The 20,811-nt window shown below is 72.1% G+C and carries 17 protein-coding genes; 7 read left to right on the plus strand and 10 right to left on the minus strand.

Annotated features, from left to right (window positions below; all coding sequences use genetic code 11):
• Positions 1–54 precede the first annotated feature (54 nt).
• Together OU416_RS14290 and OU416_RS14295 are read right to left on the minus strand one after the other, a co-directional pair.
• Positions 55–1,035, minus strand: a complete 981-nt coding sequence (locus OU416_RS14290; RefSeq protein WP_270927408.1) for a methyltransferase — start codon at positions 1,033–1,035, stop codon at positions 55–57.
• Between the two features lie 45 nt (positions 1,036–1,080).
• Positions 1,081–2,442 (minus strand): amidohydrolase, encoded by a 1,362-nt coding sequence (locus OU416_RS14295; protein ID WP_270927409.1) that lies wholly within the window; start codon positions 2,440–2,442, stop codon positions 1,081–1,083.
• Positions 2,443–2,550: 108 nt separating this feature from the next.
• On the opposite strand from OU416_RS14295, the gene OU416_RS14300 reads away from it, so the two are divergent.
• Genes OU416_RS14300 through OU416_RS14310 form a run of 3 tightly spaced genes read left to right on the plus strand, consistent with a single transcriptional unit; the run spans position 2,551 to position 5,411 of the window.
• The gene (locus tag OU416_RS14300; RefSeq protein WP_270927410.1) at positions 2,551–3,510 is read left to right on the plus strand and encodes an aldo/keto reductase; all 960 of its coding nucleotides are present in this window, start codon (positions 2,551–2,553) and stop codon (positions 3,508–3,510) included.
• A 6-nt stretch (positions 3,511–3,516) separates the two neighbouring features.
• The gene (locus OU416_RS14305; protein ID WP_270927411.1) at positions 3,517–4,458 is read left to right on the plus strand and encodes an alpha/beta hydrolase; all 942 of its coding nucleotides are present in this window, start codon (positions 3,517–3,519) and stop codon (positions 4,456–4,458) included.
• A complete protein-coding gene (locus OU416_RS14310; RefSeq protein ID WP_270927412.1) occupies positions 4,455–5,411 on the plus strand; it encodes an alpha/beta hydrolase fold domain-containing protein in 957 nt (318 codons plus the stop codon). The genes OU416_RS14305 and OU416_RS14310 overlap by 4 nt, the downstream gene beginning before the upstream one ends.
• 19 nt (positions 5,412–5,430) lie before the next feature.
• On the opposite strand, the gene OU416_RS14315 is transcribed toward OU416_RS14310, so the two are convergent.
• From OU416_RS14315 to OU416_RS14325, 3 genes are all read right to left on the minus strand, one after another.
• On the minus strand, positions 5,431–9,168 hold the full coding sequence (locus tag OU416_RS14315; RefSeq protein ID WP_270927413.1) for an nSTAND1 domain-containing NTPase: 3,738 nt from the start codon (positions 9,166–9,168) through the stop codon (positions 5,431–5,433).
• A gap of 358 nt (positions 9,169–9,526) precedes the next feature.
• Positions 9,527–11,203 carry an amidohydrolase gene (locus OU416_RS14320; protein ID WP_270927414.1) on the minus strand — a complete coding sequence of 559 codons (1,677 nt, stop codon included), beginning with the start codon at positions 11,201–11,203 and terminating at the stop codon, positions 9,527–9,529.
• Positions 11,204–11,212: 9 nt separating this feature from the next.
• Complete coding sequence (locus OU416_RS14325) at positions 11,213–12,022, minus strand: molybdenum cofactor biosynthesis F family protein (RefSeq protein WP_270927415.1); 810 nt, start codon at positions 12,020–12,022, stop codon at positions 11,213–11,215.
• A gap of 221 nt (positions 12,023–12,243) precedes the next feature.
• Between OU416_RS14325 and OU416_RS14330 the strand changes: the two genes are divergently transcribed.
• A complete protein-coding gene (locus OU416_RS14330) occupies positions 12,244–13,371 on the plus strand; it encodes an MFS transporter (RefSeq protein WP_270927416.1) in 1,128 nt (375 codons plus the stop codon).
• A gap of 13 nt (positions 13,372–13,384) precedes the next feature.
• Here OU416_RS14330 and OU416_RS14335 read toward each other — a convergent pair whose 3' ends face one another.
• The 4 genes from OU416_RS14335 to OU416_RS14350 all read right to left on the minus strand — a co-directional run bounded on the left by OU416_RS14335 (position 13,385) and on the right by OU416_RS14350 (position 17,553).
• Positions 13,385–14,293: a helix-turn-helix domain-containing protein gene (locus tag OU416_RS14335; RefSeq protein ID WP_270927417.1), complete on the minus strand. Its 909-nt coding sequence runs from the start codon at positions 14,291–14,293 to the stop codon at positions 13,385–13,387.
• Between the two features lie 382 nt (positions 14,294–14,675).
• Positions 14,676–15,668: a 2,3-butanediol dehydrogenase gene (locus OU416_RS14340; protein ID WP_270927418.1), complete on the minus strand. Its 993-nt coding sequence runs from the start codon at positions 15,666–15,668 to the stop codon at positions 14,676–14,678.
• A 120-nt stretch (positions 15,669–15,788) separates the two neighbouring features.
• Positions 15,789–17,006: an MFS transporter gene (locus OU416_RS14345; protein WP_270927419.1), complete on the minus strand. Its 1,218-nt coding sequence runs from the start codon at positions 17,004–17,006 to the stop codon at positions 15,789–15,791.
• A 13-nt stretch (positions 17,007–17,019) separates the two neighbouring features.
• Positions 17,020–17,553: a 2,4'-dihydroxyacetophenone dioxygenase family protein gene (locus tag OU416_RS14350; protein ID WP_270927420.1), complete on the minus strand. Its 534-nt coding sequence runs from the start codon at positions 17,551–17,553 to the stop codon at positions 17,020–17,022.
• 132 nt (positions 17,554–17,685) lie between these two features.
• Between OU416_RS14350 and OU416_RS14355 the strand changes: the two genes are divergently transcribed.
• The 3 genes from OU416_RS14355 to OU416_RS14365 all read left to right on the plus strand — a co-directional run bounded on the left by OU416_RS14355 (position 17,686) and on the right by OU416_RS14365 (position 20,046).
• On the plus strand, positions 17,686–18,231 hold the full coding sequence (locus OU416_RS14355) for a Chromate resistance protein ChrB (protein ID WP_270927421.1): 546 nt from the start codon (positions 17,686–17,688) through the stop codon (positions 18,229–18,231).
• The gene (locus tag OU416_RS14360; RefSeq protein ID WP_270927422.1) at positions 18,231–19,394 is read left to right on the plus strand and encodes an MFS transporter; all 1,164 of its coding nucleotides are present in this window, start codon (positions 18,231–18,233) and stop codon (positions 19,392–19,394) included. Before OU416_RS14355 ends, OU416_RS14360 begins: the two co-directional genes overlap by 1 nt.
• A gap of 82 nt (positions 19,395–19,476) precedes the next feature.
• Positions 19,477–20,046, plus strand: a complete 570-nt coding sequence (locus OU416_RS14365) for a hypothetical protein (RefSeq protein WP_270927423.1) — start codon at positions 19,477–19,479, stop codon at positions 20,044–20,046.
• On the opposite strand, the gene OU416_RS14370 is transcribed toward OU416_RS14365, so the two are convergent.
• A complete protein-coding gene (locus OU416_RS14370) occupies positions 19,995–20,708 on the minus strand; it encodes a Crp/Fnr family transcriptional regulator (protein WP_270927424.1) in 714 nt (237 codons plus the stop codon). The two genes, OU416_RS14365 and OU416_RS14370, sit on opposite strands and share 52 nt — an antisense overlap.
• Positions 20,709–20,811: the final 103 nt, after the last annotated feature.

A 20,811-nucleotide genomic window follows, 5' to 3' on the forward strand; every position in this document is an offset into this window, starting at 1 on the left:
AAAATGCAATGGCCTCGCCCGGATTCGCCCGCACGAGGCCACTTCCCGCCGCGGTCAGCTCGCCGCGGCCACGATCACCCGCGGACTTCCCGGCAGTTGCAGCACTTCTCGCGGCTGCCAACCGGTTTCCCGCAACCAGCCGAACACCTCGGCCGCCGGGTAGACCACGGTGCCGTCGATGACCAGGTACTCCGCCGCGTGCAGGGCGTCGATGCCGCGCTGGCGCTCGTCGTCGTCGAGCAGGAAGTCCAGCAGCAGCAACGTCGCTCCGTCCCGCGCCGCCGCTCGCGCCCGGCCCAGGATCGCGCGGTTCTGCTCCGCGGCGAACCGGTGGATCACGTGGTTGAGCATGACGATGTCGTGCGCACCGCCCGGATCCGCGGTGTCGGTCGGCGCCGGGTCGATCCTGGCCCGCTCGGTCAGCCCGGCCGATTCCAGCGCCCCGGTGATGCCGTCGGTGAAGTCCGGCGCGAAGGCGAAGCGCACCGACAGCTCGGGATTCGCCCGCATCGCACCGATCGCGAAGGCCGGGGAGAGCCCGCCGAAGTCGAGCATGTCCCGGTACGGCGCGAAGTCGAAGCTCCTGGCCAGCATCGCGGCGTGCAGGGCGTTGTAGCGCATGACACCGGCCATGAACGTCGCCCACCGGGCCTCGTCCATCTTCAGGTCGCCGGGCTCGGCGGTGTCCACGGTGGCGTCGAACTGCGACCAGTGGCCGAAGCTGATCTCGTTCAGGAAGCCCAGGAACGGGTGCAGATCGGTCTCGCCCTCGCCCGAGAGGAACGCGGCCGCGTCGGGGGCGAGCCGGTACGCGCCGTCGCGGCGGTCCAGCAGGCCCAGCGCGTTCATGCCGTCGGCCAGGATCCGGGTCGTCCGCTCGCTCAAGCCCGTCCCGGCGGCCAGCTGCTCGATGCTGCGCTCACCGGCGGCGAGCTCGCGGAAGATCCCGGTGCGCGCGGCGGCGAAGAGCTGCTTGGCGCCCATGTAGCCGATCGCGATGTCGACGATGCGATCCGGTGTCGGTGCTGCGGACATGCTTCCTCCATTAGGGTTTCTTCTGATAAGGCCACTGTGGACCGCTCAGCCGATCCCGGTGCGGTCGTGGACGATCCGCCCGTCCACGACGGTCAGGTCGACCTCGACGTCGGGCAGCTCGGCCGGCGCGACCGCGAGCGGATCCGCCGCGAGCACGCACAGATCCGCGGCCATCCCGGGCGCGAGCACCCCCTTCCACGACGCGGCGCCGTCCTGGCGAGCCGGTTCGACCGTGCAGCAGCGAAGGAGCTGGGCCGTGCGCTGCCGGGGATCCTCCGCCGGGCCCAGCCATTCGTCCGCCGCGGCGATCTGGCGCCGCCAGTCGGGCGAGAGCACCGGCGCATCGGAGGTCACGCACATCCGCACGCCGAACTCCAGCGCCTCGCCCAGCCGCCAGGACTCCGCCGCCGCACCGGCCCCGAGCACGGCGTCGACCTGCTCGCCGGTGCACAGGGCTATTCCCGGCTGCACGTCGAGGCCGACGCCGAGCTCGGCCATCCGCCGCAGCTGCTCGGACGAGGCCATGTCACCGTGGATGATGTAGTGCCCGAGATCCGCGCCGTGCCCGACTCCGGCCAGCTCGACCGCGTTGAGCACGACCTCGATGGAGCGGTCGCCGGTGGCGTGCACGCCCACCTGCAGCCCGGCCCGGTGCGCGGCGACGATCATCCGGGTCAGGTTGTGCTCGCGATCGGCGTCGTCGATCCCGTCCACCAGCAGGCCCGCCGAACTCCCGTCGGCGTACCCGCACTTGGTGCAGGCCGAGCGCATCGGCGGGATGCCGTCCGCGAAGATCTTGATCCCGGCGAACCTGAGCCACCGCGGGTCGGCGCTGGCCCGGTCCGACTCGAGCCCGGCGAGCACGTCGGGCAGCGAGCTCCGGCCGTCCAGCTCGCCGTAGAGCGACAGCACCGTGACGCGGGCTTTCAGCAGCCCCTCGGCGGCGAGCTCGCGGTACTGCGCCACGACCGGGCTGCCGAACGCGCCGGTCGGCCCGGCGTCCTCCCCCGGCCCGAGGCCGGGTTCGGTGTAGCTCGTGATGCCGAGGGAGGCGAGCAGGTCGCCGGCGCGCAGGATCGCCGCGCGGCGCTGCTCGTTGGTGCGCAACGGATTTCGCGGATCACCGCTGCCGGATCCGAACAGGGTACGCGGCCAGAGCGCACCGAGCCAGGTCGCGTGCAGGTGCGCGTCGTTGATCCCGGGCAGGACCGCCCGCCCGGCCAGCTCGATGGTCCCGGTGGCCGGACCGGCCAGCGCCAGCACCTCGCGATCGGTGCCGATCGCGGCGATCCGCCCGCCGCGCAAGGCGATCGCGGTCGCCGGGTCCTGCTCGGTCATGGTGCGAACGACCCCGCCGCGCAGGACGAGGTCGGCGACTCCCCGGGTGCTGTCCCCTGCTGCGCGCACGGGCACTCCCCTTTCTCCGCCGTGGACTCGACATTTGAGTCAACAGCTGTAGACTAACCCAGGTTCGCGCCGTTGCACCCGCACGATTTGCGAAGGAGCTGGCGATCCGTGCACACCACCGTTCCGCACCGCCGCATCGGTAGCACCGACCTCGAGGCCTCCGCGCTCTCCCTGGGTTCCTGGCACACCTACGACCGGGTGGACTTCGCCGATGCGGTCGCGATGGTCCGCCACGCGCTCGACCGCGGCGTCAACCTCTTCGACGTCGGCGTCTACGGCCTGCCCGGCGCTCCCCCGACCTTCACCGACGTGATCTGGGGCGCGATCATGCGGGCGATCGGCCCGCCCCGCGAGGACTTCCTGCTCTCCGCCAAGCTGTGGATCGAGGGCTTCGGCCAGCGCGGATTCCGCCCGCAGCTGGAGAACACGCTGCTGCGCACCGGCCTCGACCACGCCGACCTGGTGATCCTGGGCGATCTGCGGCGCGACGACGTGCCGCTGGACGACCTGGTCGGCGACCTCGCCGGACTGGCCCGGGACGGGCTGATCCGCGCCTGGGGCGTGAACAACTGGTCCGCGCCGAACATCCACGCCCTGCGCGCCATCGCCGACCGCGACGGCGTTCCCGGCCCGCAGCTGGCGCAGCTGAAGTACAGCGTCGCGCGACGGTCCATTCCGGACGGTGCACCCTTCGCCGAGCTGTTCCGCACCGGCTTCCAGATGGAGGCCTCCGACGTGCTCGAAGGCGGGATCCTCGCGGGCAACACCACTCCCGAACGCGCCGTCGGACGCGATCCGGGCGGCATCCGGGAGACGATCCTGGCCGCCGTGCCGGTGCTCGCCGACCTCGCCGAGAAGCTGGACACCACCCCGGCGCAGCTGTGCATCGCGTTCACCCTCACCCACCCGGCCAACGTCTCCACCCTGGTCGGCGCGAGCCGGCTGGAGCAGGTCGAGCAGAACATCGGCGCCTTCGACCTGCTCGCGCGCGTCGGCTCCGACGAGCTGCGCGCGCTGGCCGAACCGTTCTGGGCCGACCGCGACGCCGTCTCCCCGGAAGGACCCTGACCCGAAATGCCCCACACCCCAGTACCTTTCGATCCCGAGATCGAGTCGGCCTTGGGCGTGCCGGACGGCACGACGCCCGAGTACACCGCCGAGACGCTCCCCGAGATGCGCCGCGCGATGGCCTCGATGTCACCCACCGCCGCCGACGTCATCGGCGCCCGCCCGGTCGAGGTGGCCGAGCACACCGCCGACGGCGGCATCGCGATCACCGTGCTCAGCCCGCGCGGGCTCGACCACCCGGTCCCCGCGCTGTACAACATCCACGGCGGCGGCATGATGCTCGGCACCCGCGACATGGACAACCCGCGCCTCGTCGACCTGGTGCTGGAGCTCGGCGTCGTCGCCATCAACGTCGAATACCGCCTCGCGCCAGAGCACCCGCACCCAGCACCGGTGGAGGACTGCTACGCGGGTCTGGTGTGGACGGCGGCGCACGCGGCGGAGCTGCACGTCGACCCGGCGCGCATCGTCGTGATGGGCGGCAGCGCGGGCGGTGGGCTCGCCGCGGGCGTGGCGCTGCTGGCCCGCGATCGCGGCGGCCCGGCGCTGGCCGGGCAGCTGCTGCTGTGCCCGATGATCGACGACACCAGCACCACGGTGGCCAGCCACCAGTACCAGGGCATCGGCCCGTGGCCCCGGGAGGCCACCATCGCGGGCTGGTCGGCGCTGGTCGGCGACGCCGAGGAGGTCTCGCCCTACGCCGCGCCGAGCCGGGCCGCGGACCTGTCGAACCTGCCGCACGCCTTCATCGAGGTCGGCAGCGCCGAGGGCTTCCGCGACGAGGACGTCGAGTACGCGCGGCGGATCTGGGCCACCGGCGGCCGCGCCGAACTGCACGTGTGGAGCGGCGGCTGCCACGGCTTCGACATCTACGCCCCGGCCGCCGAGATCACCCGGGCCGCGCTGGCCGCCCGGCTGTCCTGGCTGCGGCGGGTGCTGGCGCCATGAACCCGGTGCCCTACGACCCCGAGCTCGAACCGGGCCTGGCCGCCTTCCTCGAACTCGTCGAGCAGATCCCGCTGCGCGCGGAGACGATCCTGGCCAACCGCGCGCACTTCGACTCCGTCGTCCCGCCGGTCGAAGCCGCGATCGGCGACCGACCGGTGGACTTCGAGCACGTCACCGCCCCGGGCGTCGAGCTGACCGTCCTGCGCCCGCGCGGCGGCACCAGCGGCGCGCCGGGCATCTGCGGCATCCACGGCGGCGGAATGGTGCTGGGCAACCGCGCCTTCGGAGCCGCCGGACTGGTCGAGGACGTGCTGCGGTTCGGCGCCGTCGCGGTCACCGTCGAATACCGGCTCGCGCCGGAGCACCCCGCGCCCGCCGCCGCCGAGGACTGCTACGCGGGCCTGTGCTGGTTCGCCGAGCACGCCGGTGAGCTCGGCGTGGACCCGGCGCGCATCCTGGTGAGCGGTTCGAGCGCAGGTGGCGGGCTGAGCGCGGCCGTGGCGCTGATGGCCCGCGACCGGGGTGGTCCCGCGCTCGTCGGGCAGCTGCTGGACTGCCCGATGCTCGACGACCGCAACGACACGGCCTCCAGCAGGCAGTACGACGGCATCGGCGCCTGGGACCGCAACAACAACGACACCGCCTGGAACGCGATCCTCGGCTCGCGGCGCGGCACCGACGCGGTCTCGCCGTACGCGGCACCGGCGCGCGCGAGCGACCTGTCGGGCCTGCCTCCGGCGTTCATCTCGGTCGGCGCCGCGGAGGTCTTCCGCGACGAGGCCATCGACCACGCGACGCGGATCTGGGCGACCGGCGGCCGCGCCGAACTGCACGTGTGGTCCGGCGGCTACCACGGCTTCGCCGGTTCGTCCCCGGCGGCCGAGGTGTCCCGGGCCGCGATGGCGGCGCGGGATTCCTGGCTGCGCCGGGTGTTCGGCGAACCGGGCGCATGAGGGAACGTTGCGCCCCTGGTCAGCTCTCCCCGCAAGGTGGCGCGTACCCGAACGGGATGCTGCGCTCCTCCCACCGGTCTTCGGTGAGGACGTTGCGCGTGGTGGCGCAGATCCGCTGCTCGGCGACCTCGGCGTCGAGCCGCCACAGGCGCACTGTGCCGTCGTCGCTCGCACTGGCCAGCAGCGAACCGTCGTGGTTCAGCGCCACCGCCAAGACTCCGTCGTTGTGACCGGTCAGCGGCCCGACCAGCGGCTTCGGATGCACGAGATCGGAGACGTCCCACACCCTGACGGTGCCGTCCCTGCTCGCGCTGGCCAGGGTTCGGCCGTCCTCGCTCAGCGCCGTCGAGTTGATGGCGTTCGTGTGGCCTTCGACGGGATCCTGCGGCACCACCCTCGGGTCGGCCGGATCGCTCATGTCGAAGAGCCCGACTCGCAAGTACTCGCCCGCCCCCGCCCGGACCAGCACTCGGCCGTCGGCGCTGAAGTGCACTGAACGAACCGAGCCCATGGACACGACGGGATCGCCCAGCGGCTTCGGATCGGCGGGGTCGGAGACGTCCCACACCCGGGCCGTCTCATCGAGGCTTCCGCTGGCCAGCACGGTGCCGTCCGGGTTGAGGGCCACCGAGAGAACCCCGTCGGAATGCCCCGTCAACGGCTCACCGAGCGGGACCGGATCGGCGCGGTCCGACACGTCCCACAGGCGGATCGTCCGGTCGGAGCTCCCGGTTGCCAGCAGCGTGGCGTCCCGGTTCAGCGCCAGGCTCAGGTCGGTGCCGACGTGCCCGGTCTGCGCGGATCCGAGGAGTCTCGGGTGCGCGCGATCGGCGATGTTCCACAGCTGGACCACGCCGTCGAGGCTTCCGGTGACCAGCATCGTGTTGTCCTGGCTGAGCGCGATCGAGAGCACTCTCGCGCGGTCGCCGCCCAGAACTCCGAGCGCCCTCGGATCGGCGGCGTCGGACACGTCCCACAGCCGGACGGCCCGGCCCTCGTTCGCGCTCGCCAGCGTTCGGCCATCGGAGCTCATGACCATCGAGTTGGCGGCCTGGGCGTCACCGACCAGCAACGCGCCGGGCAGGTTCCACAGGCGCGCCTCGGACCGGCTCGAACTTGCCAGCGCGCTGCCGTCCGGGGTGAACGCCAGGGAGTAGACCGAGCCGGTGTGACCGGTCAGCGGATCGTGCAGGAGGCTCGGGTGGGCGGGATCTGCGATGTTCCACAGCCGGACCGTCCCGTCGGAGGCACCGGTGGCCAGCGTCGACCCGTCGGGGCTCAACGCCACCGAGAGCAGACCTGCCGGGTGGTCCGGTTCCAGGAGTTCTCCGACGGGCCGGGGCCGTGAGCGGTCGGAGACGTCCCACAGCCGAGTCGTCGCGTCGTCGCTCACGGCGGCCAGCAGCCCGCCGTCCGGGCTCAGCACCGCGTCGGTGACCCGGCCGGCGCCCGTCAGCGGATCGGCGACGAGTCTCGGCGCGCTCCGGTCGGAGACGTCCCAGAGCCGGACCGTCCGGTCGAAGCTTCCGCTGACCAGCAGCGAACCGTCCTCGCTCAGCGCGAGCGAGTAGACGACCTCGCGGTGACCCGTCATCGGAACGCCCAGGGGTTTCGGGGCTTCGCGGTCCGAGATGTCCCACAGCCGGACCGTGCCGTCGCTGGCCCCGCTGGCCAGCAGCGAACCGCTCAGCGCCAGCGAGTAGACGGAACCCGAATGCGCCAGCGGAGCTCCGATCCGTTTCGGGCCGGCGGGATCGGTGACGTCCCACAGCTGCACCTCTCCGTCGCCGCTCCCGCTGGCCAGCAGCGCGCCATCCGCGCTGAACACCACGGACAGCGCGTTGCCGCGGTGCTCCAGCGGCGGACCGAGCTCCACCGGTGCGCTGCGGTCGGAGGCGTCCCACAGCTGAACGGTGCCCTCCCAGCTCGCACTGGCCAGCACCGTGCCGTCCGGGCTCCAGGCCACCGAGTGCACGTCGCCGAACTGCCGCATCGGCGTGGCCAGCGGGGTGTTCGCGGTGTTGATCAGATCCGTCCGGACACCGAGGTCGTCAGGGCGCATGTCGTGCGCGACGAGGTGCAGCTGGGCGGCCATGGACACGTCGGTGCCGTGGAGCTGACCGGCTTGGGCGGCGATCTGCTGAAAGAGAGCGGCGTCGCGCTGCCCGAAGGCGTAGACGGCGGCCACCGACGGCAGCACCAGGACCAGCACGGCCAGCACCACCGCGATGCCGCGACGGCCTCGTGCCGCCGCGCGGGAGGCGGCGAGGAACTCCATCGCGACCGCACCGAGTTCGCCCCGGTGCTCCGCGCTCCACGCCCGGGCGTTGTCGAGGCGGCGCCCGCGGAACAGCCGGGCGGTGTCGCGCTCGTGGCGGGACCAGGCGGCGGCGGCTTCTTCCAGGTCTTGACGGGTGAGGTCGTCGGAGCGTTCCTGGCTCATCCACTCCCGCAGGCGCGGCCAGGCCCGCAGGAGCGCCTCGTGGGTGATCTCCACGGTGTGCTGCCCCTGGGTGAGCAGGCGGTCCCGGGTGAACGCCTCCAGGACGGCTCGCGCCGTCGGCCGGTCCGGGCTGTCGCGGACCAGCGCCGCTTGGGAGACCCGGCGCCGGGCGTCGTCCGCGGCGTCGCCGATGCTGACCAGCCTCAGGAACAGGCCTTTCGCGGTGCGCTGCTGCTCGGGCGAGAGCTTGAGGCCGGTGAAGGTCCGCTCCGCGGTTTTCGCCACCGCGCCCTGGATTCCACCGGTGTTGCGGTAGGCCTGCACGGTCAGCGTGCGGCCGTGCCGTTCGCGCCACGTGCCCCGCATCGCGTGCGCCAGCAGCGGAAGTCTCCCGGCTTCGTAGGCGGCATCGAAGTCGTCCACGCCGAGATCGCGCAGCAGCACGTCGACGAGCCCGTCCTCGATCCGCAGCCCGGCCCGTTGAGCGGGGTTCACGATCGCCGCCCGCAGTTCCGCCGCCGACATCGGCCCGACGACGATCTGGCCGTCCTCCAGCGCTTCTCGCAGCTCGGGAAGACCAGCGCATTGCGCGTAGAAGTCCGCCCGGAGGCCGTACACGACCAACGCCGCCGGTTCTCGCCCGGCCGGGCCCTGAGCGCTGAGCTTGGCCAGCACGTCCAGGAACGCACGTCGTTGCCAGCCCTCGGTGCACATCGTGAAGAGCTCTTCGAGCTGATCCACGATCACGACCACTCGACCCGCCTGGCCGCCGTCGGCCGCCGAGAGCCCGCGCAGGCCTGCTCGCAGGTCTTCCGCGAACTGCTCGGGATCGGACATCCTGCGGTGCACGTCGATCACGTGCTCGTCGTTCACCGAGGCGATCGCCGCCGCCAGCGCCTCGACCGGTTTCGCACCGGGCGTGAACAGCAATCCCGGCCACCGCGCCGAACCGGGCAGCGATCCCTGTTCGAGCCGGGGCACCAGACCTGCTTGCAGCAGCGACGACTTGCCCGCTCCCGAAGGTGCGACCAGCACCAGCGGGCTGCCGCCGGTGCGCAGGCGCTGGTCCAACCGGTCCAGCACGCTCGCCACGAGCTCGTCCCGCCCGAAGAACCACTCGGCCTGATCCGGGCGGAACGCCGACATGCCCGTCGGGTACGGGCACACCTCGGTCACCGCACCGGTTTCCGCCCGGCGGGTGCCGGCCCCGAAGTGCAGGTGCGTCTCGAAGTGCTGGTCGCCGCCCGCCTGGAAGACCGCCGCGGAACCGGATGCGTGCGCGATCTGGTGGACGTCGGGGTCGTCGGGCGGCATCCCGCTACCGCTCGCCGCCGAAGGTGATGTGCTGGTCGCCACCTGTCGTCATCACGTCCACCAGGGTGTTCGCCGCCGTCGAAACCGGTGCCGCCACTTCAGGTTCCACGCGAACTCCTCGCAGCCGGGTGGGAACGCCTCACCACGGTATCCCGGTCATCGCGACTTCCGGGCCCGCATCGGAGTGATTGCGCCGAGGGGAGCATCGCCGGTCGACCCGCGCGGGAACTCCAGCGAGGAGCCCAGCGGCGCACGGGCCGGCCACGTGCTTTCCCGAGGGGGAATGCGGGAAGCACGCGGCCAGCGTTCCCATCCTACCTGTCGTTCGGACGCACCCGGTTGCCCCGCTCGGCCCCCGTCATTCGGTTGGTGCGCTTGAGGATTCCGGCCGCCGGAAGACCCGGCGACCGGCGAACCAGGTCTCCGCGGCGGTGGTGGCGGCGAGCTCGTGCACCGGATGCTCGAAGGGGTTGCGGTCGAGGACGACGAAGTCCGCCGACTTGCCCGGCAGCAGCGAACCGGTCACCCCGCCCAGGCCCATCGCCCGCGCGCCGTTGATGGTGAACACCTCGATCGCCTCGGCCGGTGACAGCGCCTGCTCCGGCCACAGCGAACCGGCGTGGGCGCCGCTGGGGTCCTGCCTGGTCACCAGGCCCTGGATGCCCTCCCACGCGTTCGGCGAGGTGCTCACCGGCCAGTCCGATCCGCCCGCGACCAGCGCGCCGGAGTCCAGCAGCGCCCGGTTGGGCTGCATCCGCCCGGCCAGCTCCGCCGGGCGCACCTCGGCGATGGCCGCCGGGATCACCCCGGGGAACCACAGGAACGGCGAGATGTCGGCGATGACGTCGAGCTCGGCGAAGCGCGGCAGGTCCTGCGGGTGCACGAACTGGCCGTGCGCGATCTGGAACCGGCTCGACCGGTTGCCCTCCGCGCGGATCTGCGCCACCGCGTCCAGCGTCGCGCGCACCGAAGCGTCCCCGGTGCAGTGGATCTTCGCCGACAGGCCCGCCCCGGCCACCGACCGCAGCCAGCCGAGGAGCTCCTCCGGCGGCATGCTCAGCTCGCCGTGGTGGTGCGCGCCGTGCGCGTGGTCGGGCAGGTAGGGGTCGAGGAACGCGGCGGTGCGCGTCGGCGGCACCCCGTCGAGGAAGATCTTGACGAAGTCCGGCCGGTGGTGCGCGCTGCGGTAGCGCTCCCCCTCGGCCAGCAGGTCCGCACCGATCGGGGCGAACCCGAAGATCGGATCGTTGATCAGCATCGAGCTGACCACCCACGCGCTGAGCTCGCCGTCGCCGTCCAGCTCGTGCAACGCCCGCATGACCTCCCGCGATGCACCGGCGTCCTGGAACGCGGTGATGCCGTAGGAGTTCAGCACCTCCACGGCCCGCCGCGAGGCGCGGCGGTGCTGTTCGGCCGTCGGCGCCGCCGCGTCGTGCACGGCCTGCGCGGCGGCGATGCCCGCGCGCTCCAGCAACAATCCGGTCGGCCGACCGGTGTCCTGGTCGCGCACGATCACGCCGCCTGCCGGGTCCGCGCTGTCCGCGCCGATCCCGGCCAGCCGCAGGGCCCGCGAGTTCGCCCACCGGTTGTGGTGGCTGTCGTCCGACAGCAGCACCGGCCTGCCGCACGACGCATCGTCGAGCGCCCGCAACGCCGCCTCGCGGGAGAGCTCGCCGACCAGGTGCGATCCCCACGATCCGCCGGTCACCCACTCGTCGGGCCCCGCCGAACGAGCCCGCTCGGCGACGGCGGCGAGCACCTGCGCCAGGTCCGCCGCCGGGTCCACCGAGAGCTCGAAGAGCTCGGCCATCCCGGCCAGCACGTGGTGGTTGTGCACGTCGACCAGCCCGGGCATGACGAAGGCACCGCCGAGGTCGACCACCGCCGTGCCGTCCCCGCCGTGGCGGGCGACCTCGTCGCGGTCGCCGACCGCCAGCAGCTTGCCGCCCGCGATCGCCAGGTCCGTCGCCCACGGCCGCCCGGAGTCCACTGTGTACACGGTGGCACCGGTCAGGATCAGCTCTGCGGTGTCCATGACGCCTCCTCAGCGGGCGGGGTCGTACTCGGCCGGGTGCGCGGTGGCGCTCAGGAGACGGCCGTGCGCGCCGAAGGTGAAGTGGGTGGTGGCCGAGCCGGACTCGTCGAGCCCGAAGAGCGCGCCGTGCGAGCGGATGTTGCGGGCGTCCCGGTGGTCGGCCACGGTGACCGCCGCGCACGGGATCACCTTCTCCCGCCAGGCGAACACGTGGATCCCCGGGCGCAGCTGGTAGGTGGTGTGCTCGTCGGTGTCGGCGAGACCGCGCTCCGGACCGGCCAGGCAGTGCCAGGTGTACCAGTGCGGGCTCAGGTAGACGTGCTCGTAGGCGTGCTGCTCGCTGTACACCCACATCACCCGACGCCCCAGCAGGCTCGTCGTCGGCGCCGGTGCGGTGCCGGTGACCTCCACGCCGTCGATGACACCGGGCATGAACCCCTGCGACACCCGCGGCGCGCTGTCGCCGATGATGCTCACCACGCTCAGCGCGTGACCGCTGCGCAGGTCCAGCAGCAGCGAAACCGCGTCCTGCGGGCGGGAGCCGGTGTGGAACTGCGCGTAGTACAGCTGCTCGTCGACCTCGAAGGCCTCGTAGCGGTCCGCGCCGCGCGCGTTGCCGTGCGGGTCGCCTTCGGCCGCGACGTAGTCCCAGCGCACCTCGTCGCGGGTGAACTGGTGCTCGACGCGCGATCCGTTGGCGTTGACCAGGGTGATCGTGCGGTCGGCCAGCGCAGTGGAGACCGGGCCCTTGTTGGCGTCGAAGCCGTCGGCGAGCTCGTTGAGCGGCGGCCAGGTGGAGGTGTCGGAAAGCGTGGTCATCGATTCGTCCTCGGCGATCTCCGGGGGCGGGACGGGCACGACCATCCCGCCGCGGGCACGGCGGTGTCTTGTCCCGCGCTGCACCGTCCTTGTCGGTCCGTGCACGCGTCCCGGCCGATCGGCTGCCGCGGCGCCGGGACCGCGCGATGCTGCAGGCCGCGACTCGACGCTCGCGAGCGTCCCCTGTGGACGATCAACTCCGACGAGGAATGGGGTCCGCCATGGCCGCCACCTCCGATCGCGCCGCGGGCACCTTCATCGGTGTCTACAGCGCGGTGCTCTACACCGTGCTGCTGACCGCCCCGGTGATCGGCGGCGCGCTGACCGCGCAGTTCGACCTGACCCCGGGCGAGCTCGGCGGCCTGTTCTCGCTCGAACTCGGCGCCTTCAGCCTCGCCACCCTGCCCGCCTACCTGTGGCTGGGCCGCATCGACCCGCGCACCGCGACCTACGCCTGCACCGCGGTGTTCATCGCGGGCAACGTCGTCTCCGGACTGCTGGAGAGCTTCCCGCTGCTGGTCGCGGTGCGGGTGATCACCTCGCTGGCGGCGGGTTCGATCACGATCGTGCTGCTCACCCTCAGCGCCCGCACCGCCAACCCCGGGCGCGCCTTCGGCATCTTCGTGGTGAGCCAGCTGGCGATGGGCGCGCTGTTCCTCGCGGTGTTCCCGGTCGTCTTCGCCGGTGCCCCGGTCGCGGCGGTGTACTGGACGATGGCCGTGCTCGGCGTGCTGTGCCTGCCGGTGGTGCGCCTGCTGCGCGGCGGCCTGAGCGCGCCGGAAGCCACCGGCCGCCGCACGCCGAGCGCCAGGTTCGCGCTGGGCCTGGCCGGGATCTTCCTGTTCTACATAGCGCTGAGCGGCGTGTGGACGTTCATGGCCGGGATCTCCTCGGCGGCGGGCACCGACCTCTCCGACACCAGCGTGGTGCTGTCGGTGGCGACGGTGGCGGGCATCGGATCCGCGCTGATCGCCACGCTCATCGGAGACAGCCCGCGCCGCCGCACCTACCTGCTCTCCGGCTACGCGGCGCTGACCGCGAGCATCGCGCTGCTGCTCGGCGCTCCCGGCCTGGTCCGCTTCGCGGTGGCCGCGGTGGTCTTCAAGTTCGCCTGGACGTTCCTGCTGCCGAACCTGCTGACCGCGCTCGCCGACCTGAGCAGCGGAACCCAGGTCATGAACAGCACGAACCTGATGATCGGCGGCGGCTTCGCGATCGGCCCGTACCTGGCGGGAGTGCTGGTCGACGCGACCGGCGGCCACACCACGATGCTCGCGGTCTCCCTCGCCGCGGTCCTGCTCTCCACCACCTGCGCGGCGATCATCTCGCGGCCGAGTCAACTGCCGTGAGCGCTTCGGGGTGTCATAGCGCCCCGAAACGCTCACGGCAGTCGGTGGGCGGATGGCCGTACTCCGCGCGGAAGACCCTGGTGAAGTGCGCGTGGCTGGCGAAGCCCCAGCGGTGCGCGATGTCGGCGATCGTGCGGTGGCGACTGGCCGGGTCGGCCAGTTCGCGACGCGCTCTCGCCAGGCGCCGCCGCAGCACGTAGCGGCCCGGGGTGTCGCCTTCGGCGGCGAACAGCCTGCCCAGGTGCCGTGCGGACATGCCGACCGCGGCGGCCACCCTGGCCGGGGTCAGCTCGTGGTCGCCGAGGTGGCGGTCGACGTAGTCCTTGGCCGCGAACAGCGGCGGCGCACCACCGGTGGTCAACGCCCGCAACAGGTCCAGCGCCGTCTCGTCCGCGCCGTCGGCCACCGCTTCCGGGCGGGCCGCCACCGACTCCAGCAGGGCGCGCAGCGCCCGCAGCGCCGATCTGTCCGCGCTGAACTTGGCGGGGCCGGGCACTTCCGCGAACAGCTCGCGCGGGATGTCCACCAGCAGCTGGCGCATCGGCGCGGCGAAGCCGAACAGGTAGGACCGGCGCGTGTCGTAGACGACCAGCTCGCCCGCGCCGAGGGTCAGGCAGCCCTGGCCGTGGTAGAACACGGCCTCGCCGGAGAGCACCAGGCTGGCGAACACCGAATCCTTCGGCAGCGCACGGCATGCCGCCGAGGTTCGCTCGATGACGTGCTCGTTGCCCGCGATGTCGGCCATCCGCAGCGCGCCGAAGCGCACGTTGGTCTGGGTGGCCAGCAATCCCTGCTCGGCGTAGGGCGAGCACTTCAACCCCACCAGGGCGCGGCGGTTGTACTCCTCCCACGCCGCCACCCGGTCGGCCGGGTCGACGTGGGCCGTGGACACTCGCGAGATCAGCGAAACAGGCTGAGTCATCACGGCCTCCCGCCGGCGCGCCTCGTTGCGGGGGCAGGTTAACCCGCGCCGCGCCCGGCCTCAAGCGGCCAGGTAGCCGCCGTCCACCGGCACCACGGCACCGGTGACAGTGCCGCCTCTCCGGGATTCACAGTGGTGGTTGCGTCCAGGAATTATCTCGCGTTTCGGGGTTTCTTGTGGCTGGGGTACGTCACGGTCCCCTGAGGTGCGGTTTCGCAGAACTCGGGACTGTTCGTACATACGTCTTTGCACGCCGGTGGAGGGCCAGGGATGCGGTTTCCCGGAGTCTGAACGAAAGAGGGCAATTAAGCCGCGACTTCCGCCACGGGGGTCGGCGCGGTGGCGGCCCCGATGCCCGAGGTCCCGCCCGTGATCACCACCGTCATGGCCGCACCACCACCTTCACCTCGCCAGCGCCCGCGCGCAGACCGCGCTCCACCACCTCGTCCAGCGGCACCGTCGAGGTGACGATGCGGGAGAAGTCCACGCCCTGCGAAGCCAGCCGGATGAGTTCCGGGAAGGTGTCCCGGTAGCCGACGGTCGCGATGATGGACTGCTCGCGGTTGACCAGGCGAAAGGCGTCGAAGTCCAGGCGCCCGCCGAGACCGGCGAGCACCACGCGGCCGCCCGCCCGCGTCACCGCGAGCGATGTGTCCAACGTGGACTGGATGCCGACCGCCTCGAAGGCCACGTCCACCTCGGGAACGTCGTCGCCGACGCTGGAGGCTCCGAGTTCAGCCGCCAACTCCCGCCGCGCGGATTCCGGGTCGACACCGTGGATCCGGCCAACGCCGAGCTGCCGCGCGAGCAGCGTGATCAGCAGTCCGATCGGCCCGAGCCCGACCACCGCCATCGACTCGCCGGGCCGCGCTCCCGACCGGCGCAGCGCGTGCAGCGCCACCGAGGCGGGCTCGAAAACCGCTGCCTGCTCAAAGGAAACGTCCTCGGGGAGCACGTGCGCCATGTACGCCGGGACGGTCGCGTACTCGGCGAGTCCACCGTGCCCCATCAACCCGGCGAACCCGAAGTGCGCGCAGATGTTGTACTCGCCCGACCGGCAGCGATCGCAGCGCCCGCACCGGTAGTGCGGTTCGATCGCCAGCCGATCGCCTTCGGCCAGGCCGCGCACATCGGCGCCGACCGCGGTGACGGTCCCGCAGAACTCGTGCCCGAGCACCAGCGGCGCCACCACCCCCGATTCCGGGTGCGGTCGATCCACCGGGATCGCGTGCGGCCCGTCGACGAACTCGTGCTTGTCGCTACCGCAGATCCCGCAGTAGGCGACCCGCACCTGCACCTCCCCCGGCCCGGGAGCCCGCACCGGCACTTCGCCGATCCGGACGTCCCCAGCGCCGTGGTACACCGCCGCTTTCACAGTTCCACCTCTCCGCGATTCACAGTGGTGATTGCGTTCAGGAGTGATCTCACGTTTCGCGGTTTCTCCTGGCTGATGTGCGTCACGTTCCCCTGAGGTGCAGTTTCGCAGGACTCGGGACTACTCACGTGTCCGCCGCTGCAGGACCAGCGGTGCGGTTTCGCGCAATCCGAACGACAACAGCACCACCACGACGGCTCCGCCGACAGCGATGAACATCGCCGCCTGCAAGCCCCACTCGTCGGAGGCCCAGCCCGCCAGCATCGGCGCCAGGAACCCGCCGCAGAGCTCGCCGACGCCCATCACCAGGCCCAGCGCCGTGGCCAGTGCCCGGCTCGGCACGGTCTCGGCCGGGATCGTCGCCATGAACAGCGTGAAGCAGCCCAGCCCGGTGTAGGTGAGCACGACGATCGCCCCGAGCAGCAGCGGCTGCGCCACCAGCACCACGGCCAGCGGGCACAGCGCGGCGACCGCGGTGAACGCGATCATCGTGCGCCGCCTGCCGATGCGGTCCGAGATCGCCGGGGTGGCGAAGCCCCACAGCACCCAGGCGACGCCGAAGCAGGCCATCACCGCGCTCATCGTGCCGGGCGAATAGCCCTTCACCGACGCCAGGTAGGTCGGCGCGAAGGTGATGATCACGACGAACCAGGTCAGGTAGCAGGCCGCGATCGCCATGCACAGCACGATGTTGCGCTGCCGCAGCAGCTGGCCGACCGGCACCTTCGGCCCCGATTCCGCGGCCGCCTCCACCCGGCCGCCGGGCGGCACCTCGCGCACCGAGCGCGCCACCCAGACCGCCAGCAGCAGTCCCGGCACGATCGTCAGCAGGAACGCCGCGCGCCAGCCGACGTGCTCGGCGGCCCACACCACGACGATCGGCGAGACGATCCCGCCGAGCAGCCCGGCCGAGGATCCCTGCACCAGCCCCATGTTCAGGCCGCGGCGGTGCTGCTGGGAGGCCTCGATCATCAGCGACTGCGCCATCGGCAGCACCGCGCCCTCGGCCAGCCCCATCAGCGCCCTGGCGATCAGCAGCCCGGTGAACCCGGTCATCAGACCGGAGGCCGCCGAGCACACCGAGAAGCCCAGGATCGCCGCGATCAGCAGCGGTTTGCGCTTCCCGATCCGGTCGGAGACGGTGCCCACGACCATCCCGGACAGCGCCCAGGTCAGCGCCAGCACCCCGGACAGCGCGCCGAGCTGGGTGTTCGACAGCGGGAAGTCCTCGCGGATCATCGGCGCGAGGAACGACAGCGCCTGCCGGTCGAAGAACACGAAGCCGAACGACAGGAACAGGATCAGCAGCAGTCGGTTCTCGTAGCGGACCGGGTTCACGGCAGCACCGCCCTCAGCGGAACAGCGAGTTGACGTAGTCCGCGCCGATGCCGACGGCGTCGTAGTGCTTGCGGCACAGCTCGATGTAGTCGTGCACGTCGAAGAAGCCGGTGGTCTCACCGTTCTCGTCCAGCCAGATCAGCGGGCCCTTGACGATGAACATGGCCTTCATCGGCTCCTCGCTCTCGTAGGCGACCAGGGTGTGGCCCTCCCCCGGCGCCTCGTAGACGAAGTCGCCCGCCGAGGCCGTCCACGGCCGTTCGAGGTAGCCCCACTTGCCGGAGATGGTGTAGGCGAACACCTCGTGCGGGTGGTAGTGCCGGTTGACCAGCCCGGCCGTCTTGGCCCGCAGGATGTCCGACCAGGAGTTGTCCTTGACGTTGATCCACAGCGGCCGGGAGCCGACGGTGTCGGAGAACGGCGCGTAGTACCGGTCGTCGTCGGTGGCCACCTGCGACAGGTAGACCTCCGGCTGCGCGTCCGGCCGGAAGGAGTTCTCGATCGGCTTGAGGTCCTTCCAGAACTCCGTGGTGGGCTGTTCGGGCATCGTCGGCCGCCTTTCCGCTGAGTACCAGGTGCTGGCATCCAATCCCGCCGGCGGCCCCCGGGTCTTTCCGCTGGCGGACCAGTTCTTGCCCGTCCCGGACACGCCGATGTAACAGCTGCTACATTCTTCTTCGTGACAGACCTTCGCTGGCTGGTCCTCGTGATCAAGGTGCCCGCCGAACCGTCCCGGCACCGGGTCGCGGTGTGGCGGGAGCTCCGCAAGATCGGCGCGCTCTCCCTCGGGCAGGGCGTGTGGAGCGTGCCCGACGTCCCGGTGTTCGCCGACGGGATCGCCCGCGCCGTCGAGCTGACCGAGCAGGCCGGTGGCCAGGCCCTGGCGCTGGATGCCGCCGGGCGCGGCGAGTCCGACGCCGCCGCGCTGAAAGCCCAGTTCACCGCGGCGCGTTCGGCCGACTGGACGGAATTCCTCGCCGACTGCGGCAAGTTCGAGGCCGAACTGGCCAAGGAGATCCGCATCGCCAAGTTCACCCTGGCCGAGCTGGAGGAAGAGGAGCAGTCGCTGGAACGGCTGCGCCGCTGGCACCGCGACCTGACCGCCCGCGACGTCTTCGGAGCCCCGGAGGCCCCCGAAGCCGCCGAACGGCTCAAGCAGTGCGCGGCAGCGTGCGAGGACTACGCCGAACGCGTCTTCAACGCGCTGCACAACGGGGACAGGTGATGCGCTCGAAGCGCCAGATGTGGCCGCTGTACGCCGCGGGTTTCACCACCGCCTTCGGCGCTCACGGCATCGCGGCGAACCTCGGCGGCTTCTCCGACGACGCGGTCACCTCGCTGCTGGTGCTCGGCGCGCTGCTCGCCCTCTACGACGGCGCCGAAGTCCTGCTCAAACCGCTGTTCGGCACCCTCGCCGACCGCATCGGCGCCCGCCCGGTGCTGCTGGGCGGGCTGCTCGGCTTCGCCGCCGCGTCGGCGATCTACGTCATCGCCGACAGCCCCGCGTGGCTGTGGGTGGCGCGCCTCGGCCAGGGCGCCGCGGCCTCGGCCTTCTCGCCGTCCGCCTCAGCGCTCGTCGCCCGGCTCAACCCGTCGGCCAAGCACGGTCGCGCCTTCGGCTCCTACGGCTTCTACAAGTCGATCGGCTACACGCTGGGCCCGCTGCTGGGCGGTGTGCTGGTCTGGGCCGGCGGGTTGCGGCTGGTGTTCGCGGTGATGGCGCTGCTCGGCCTCGCCGTCGCGATCTGGGCCGCCGTCGACGTCCCGTCCGTCCCACCGCTGCCCAAGACCCGCCAGACGGTGCTGGACCTCCTCCGCCGCCTGGCCGATCCGGCCTTCCTCGCCCCGACGGCGGCGCTGGCCGCGGCGACCGCCGCGCTGTCGGTGGGAGTGGGCTTCCTGCCGGTGACCGGACGGCTGGACGGTCTGGGCCCGATCGCCACCGGAGCCGCGGTGTCGGTGCTGGCCGCCTGCGCCGCCGTCGTGCAGCCGATGGCCGGGCGCGCGCTGGACGCCGGCCGCCTCGCGCCGTCCCGCGGCATCGCCGCAGGTCTGCTGATCACGGCGGTGGGTCTGGTCTGCGCAGTGCTGCCCGGCCTGCTCGGCGTCCTGTCGGCCGCCGCGCTGATCGGAGCGGGAACCGGCCTGATCACCCCGCTCGGCTTCGCCGCGCTGGCCGCCGCCACCCCGCAGGAGCGGATGGGCCAGACGATGGGCGCGGCCGAACTCGGCCGGGAGCTCGGCGACGCGGGCGGCCCGCTGCTGGTCGCGGCGATCGCCACGATCGCGAGTCTGACCACCGGTTACACCGCGCTCGCCGTCCTGATCGCACTCGGCCCCGCGGTCGCCTTCGCGGTGCGCGCCGCGCGGCTACGTCAGCGGGCGTAGCCGAGGTTCAGCTCCGCGACGGATGAGCGGATCCCTCCCGTCGGCCACGCTTCACCGAGCCGCGCCGACAGGAGGGATCCCCATGACGACAACGCGCCCGGGCCGACGGCTCAGCGGTCGCCGCCGCAAGGTGTTCCTGGCCGCGCACCTGCTCACCGCCGCCGCCTGGTTCGGCATCGACCTCGTCGTCGGAGTCCTGGTCGTCACGGCCGCGATCACCGACTCCCCGCAGACCGCGGGCGCGGCGCTGCAGGCCGTCGGGATCTTCGCCGTCTGGCCGATGTTCACCACCAGCGTCCTGTGCCTGGCCTCCGGAGCGGTGCTCGGCCTGGGCACCAAGTACGGGCTGGTCCGGTACTGGTGGGTGGCGGTCAAGCTCGCCATCAACGTGGTCTTCTCCGCGCTGATCCTCGCCGGGCTGCGCCCGGGCATCGACGAGGCGGCCGACGCCGGCGCCCGCATGACCGCGGGCGACGCGACCGCCGCGATTCCCCCGACGCTGCTCTTCCCGATCGTGCTCGGGCCGAGCCTGCTGCTCACCGCCTACCTGCTGTCGGTGTTCAAGCCCTGGGGCCGCCTGCGCCGGAGCGCGGTCGGGAATCACTCCTGGCGGGGCAGCTCCCCGGCGCCCGGTTCGGTGGTGTCGAGGTAGCCGAGCAGGCGCTCCCGGCTCGGCACGGTGATCTTCGCCCGGTGCAGGCGTACGAGCCCCCGGTCGGCGAGTTCACCGAGCGCTGCCGTGGTCCGCTCCCGGCTGGCGTGCACCAGCCCCGCCAGCTGCTGGTGCGTCAACCGGACCGCTTGCGGGGGCGAGCCGGCCGACGCACCCCCGCTCAACGTCCACAGCGCGGTGGCCAGGCGCTCGAGCAGCGACTGGGACGCCAGGTCGGTGAGCTGGTGCTCGAGCTCGACGATGCGGGCACCCAGGTGTTCGGCGACGCGGGCCGCGATGCGCGGGTCGGCCAGCAGCAGCCGCCGGACGTGGTGCGGGCTCAGCACGCACAGCTGAGAGGGTTCGAGCGCTTCCGCCCAGTTCGCCCCCATCCGCAGACCGAGCAGCCGGACCTCGCCGAACACCGATCCGGGCCCCAGCACCCCGGTCGTGACCGGTGTCCCCGCCGCGGAGATCCGGTAGAGCCAGATCCTGCCCCGCTTGACCACGAACAGGTCCGCCACCGGCCGGTGCGGGCTGAACACCACCTGCCCCGCAGCGACCTCGCGCAGCGGCGCACGCGCCCCCAGCTCCGCCATCTCCCGCCTGGACAGATCGCGGAACAGCTCGGCTTCGGACAGGCAGTAGAAATCTTCGGGCACCGAAGCCTCCGGGAGGACCGCTCCCCGCCACCATCACCGCTGACCGCGAACTTGTCCAGCGAGATGCCTGCGAGCTGCCCGCAGCGGGTAGATGAGTGCAGTC

The sequence above is a fragment of the Saccharopolyspora indica genome (genome assembly GCF_027853965.1).
Taxonomy (GTDB): domain Bacteria; phylum Actinomycetota; class Actinomycetes; order Mycobacteriales; family Pseudonocardiaceae; genus Saccharopolyspora; species Saccharopolyspora indica.

What these genes read in the sequence shown, in the direction of transcription:
- OU416_RS14290 (WP_270927408.1), bottom strand. Translation starts at nt 1,035, where the DNA reads ATGTCCGCAGCACCGACACCGGATCGCATCGTCGACATCGCGATCGGC.
- OU416_RS14305 (WP_270927411.1), top strand. Translation starts at nt 3,517, where the DNA reads ATGCCCCACACCCCAGTACCTTTCGATCCCGAGATCGAGTCGGCCTTG.
- OU416_RS14310 (WP_270927412.1), top strand. Translation starts at nt 4,455, where the DNA reads ATGAACCCGGTGCCCTACGACCCCGAGCTCGAACCGGGCCTGGCCGCC.
- OU416_RS14315 (WP_270927413.1), bottom strand. Translation starts at nt 9,168, where the DNA reads ATGCCGCCCGACGACCCCGACGTCCACCAGATCGCGCACGCATCCGGT.
- OU416_RS14320 (WP_270927414.1), bottom strand. Translation starts at nt 11,203, where the DNA reads ATGGACACCGCAGAGCTGATCCTGACCGGTGCCACCGTGTACACAGTG.
- OU416_RS14325 (WP_270927415.1), bottom strand. Translation starts at nt 12,022, where the DNA reads ATGACCACGCTTTCCGACACCTCCACCTGGCCGCCGCTCAACGAGCTC.
- OU416_RS14330 (WP_270927416.1), top strand. Translation starts at nt 12,244, where the DNA reads ATGGCCGCCACCTCCGATCGCGCCGCGGGCACCTTCATCGGTGTCTAC.
- OU416_RS14335 (WP_270927417.1), bottom strand. Translation starts at nt 14,293, where the DNA reads ATGACTCAGCCTGTTTCGCTGATCTCGCGAGTGTCCACGGCCCACGTC.
- OU416_RS14350 (WP_270927420.1), bottom strand. Translation starts at nt 17,553, where the DNA reads ATGCCCGAACAGCCCACCACGGAGTTCTGGAAGGACCTCAAGCCGATC.
- OU416_RS14360 (WP_270927422.1), top strand. Translation starts at nt 18,231, where the DNA reads ATGCGCTCGAAGCGCCAGATGTGGCCGCTGTACGCCGCGGGTTTCACC.
- OU416_RS14365 (WP_270927423.1), top strand. Translation starts at nt 19,477, where the DNA reads ATGACGACAACGCGCCCGGGCCGACGGCTCAGCGGTCGCCGCCGCAAG.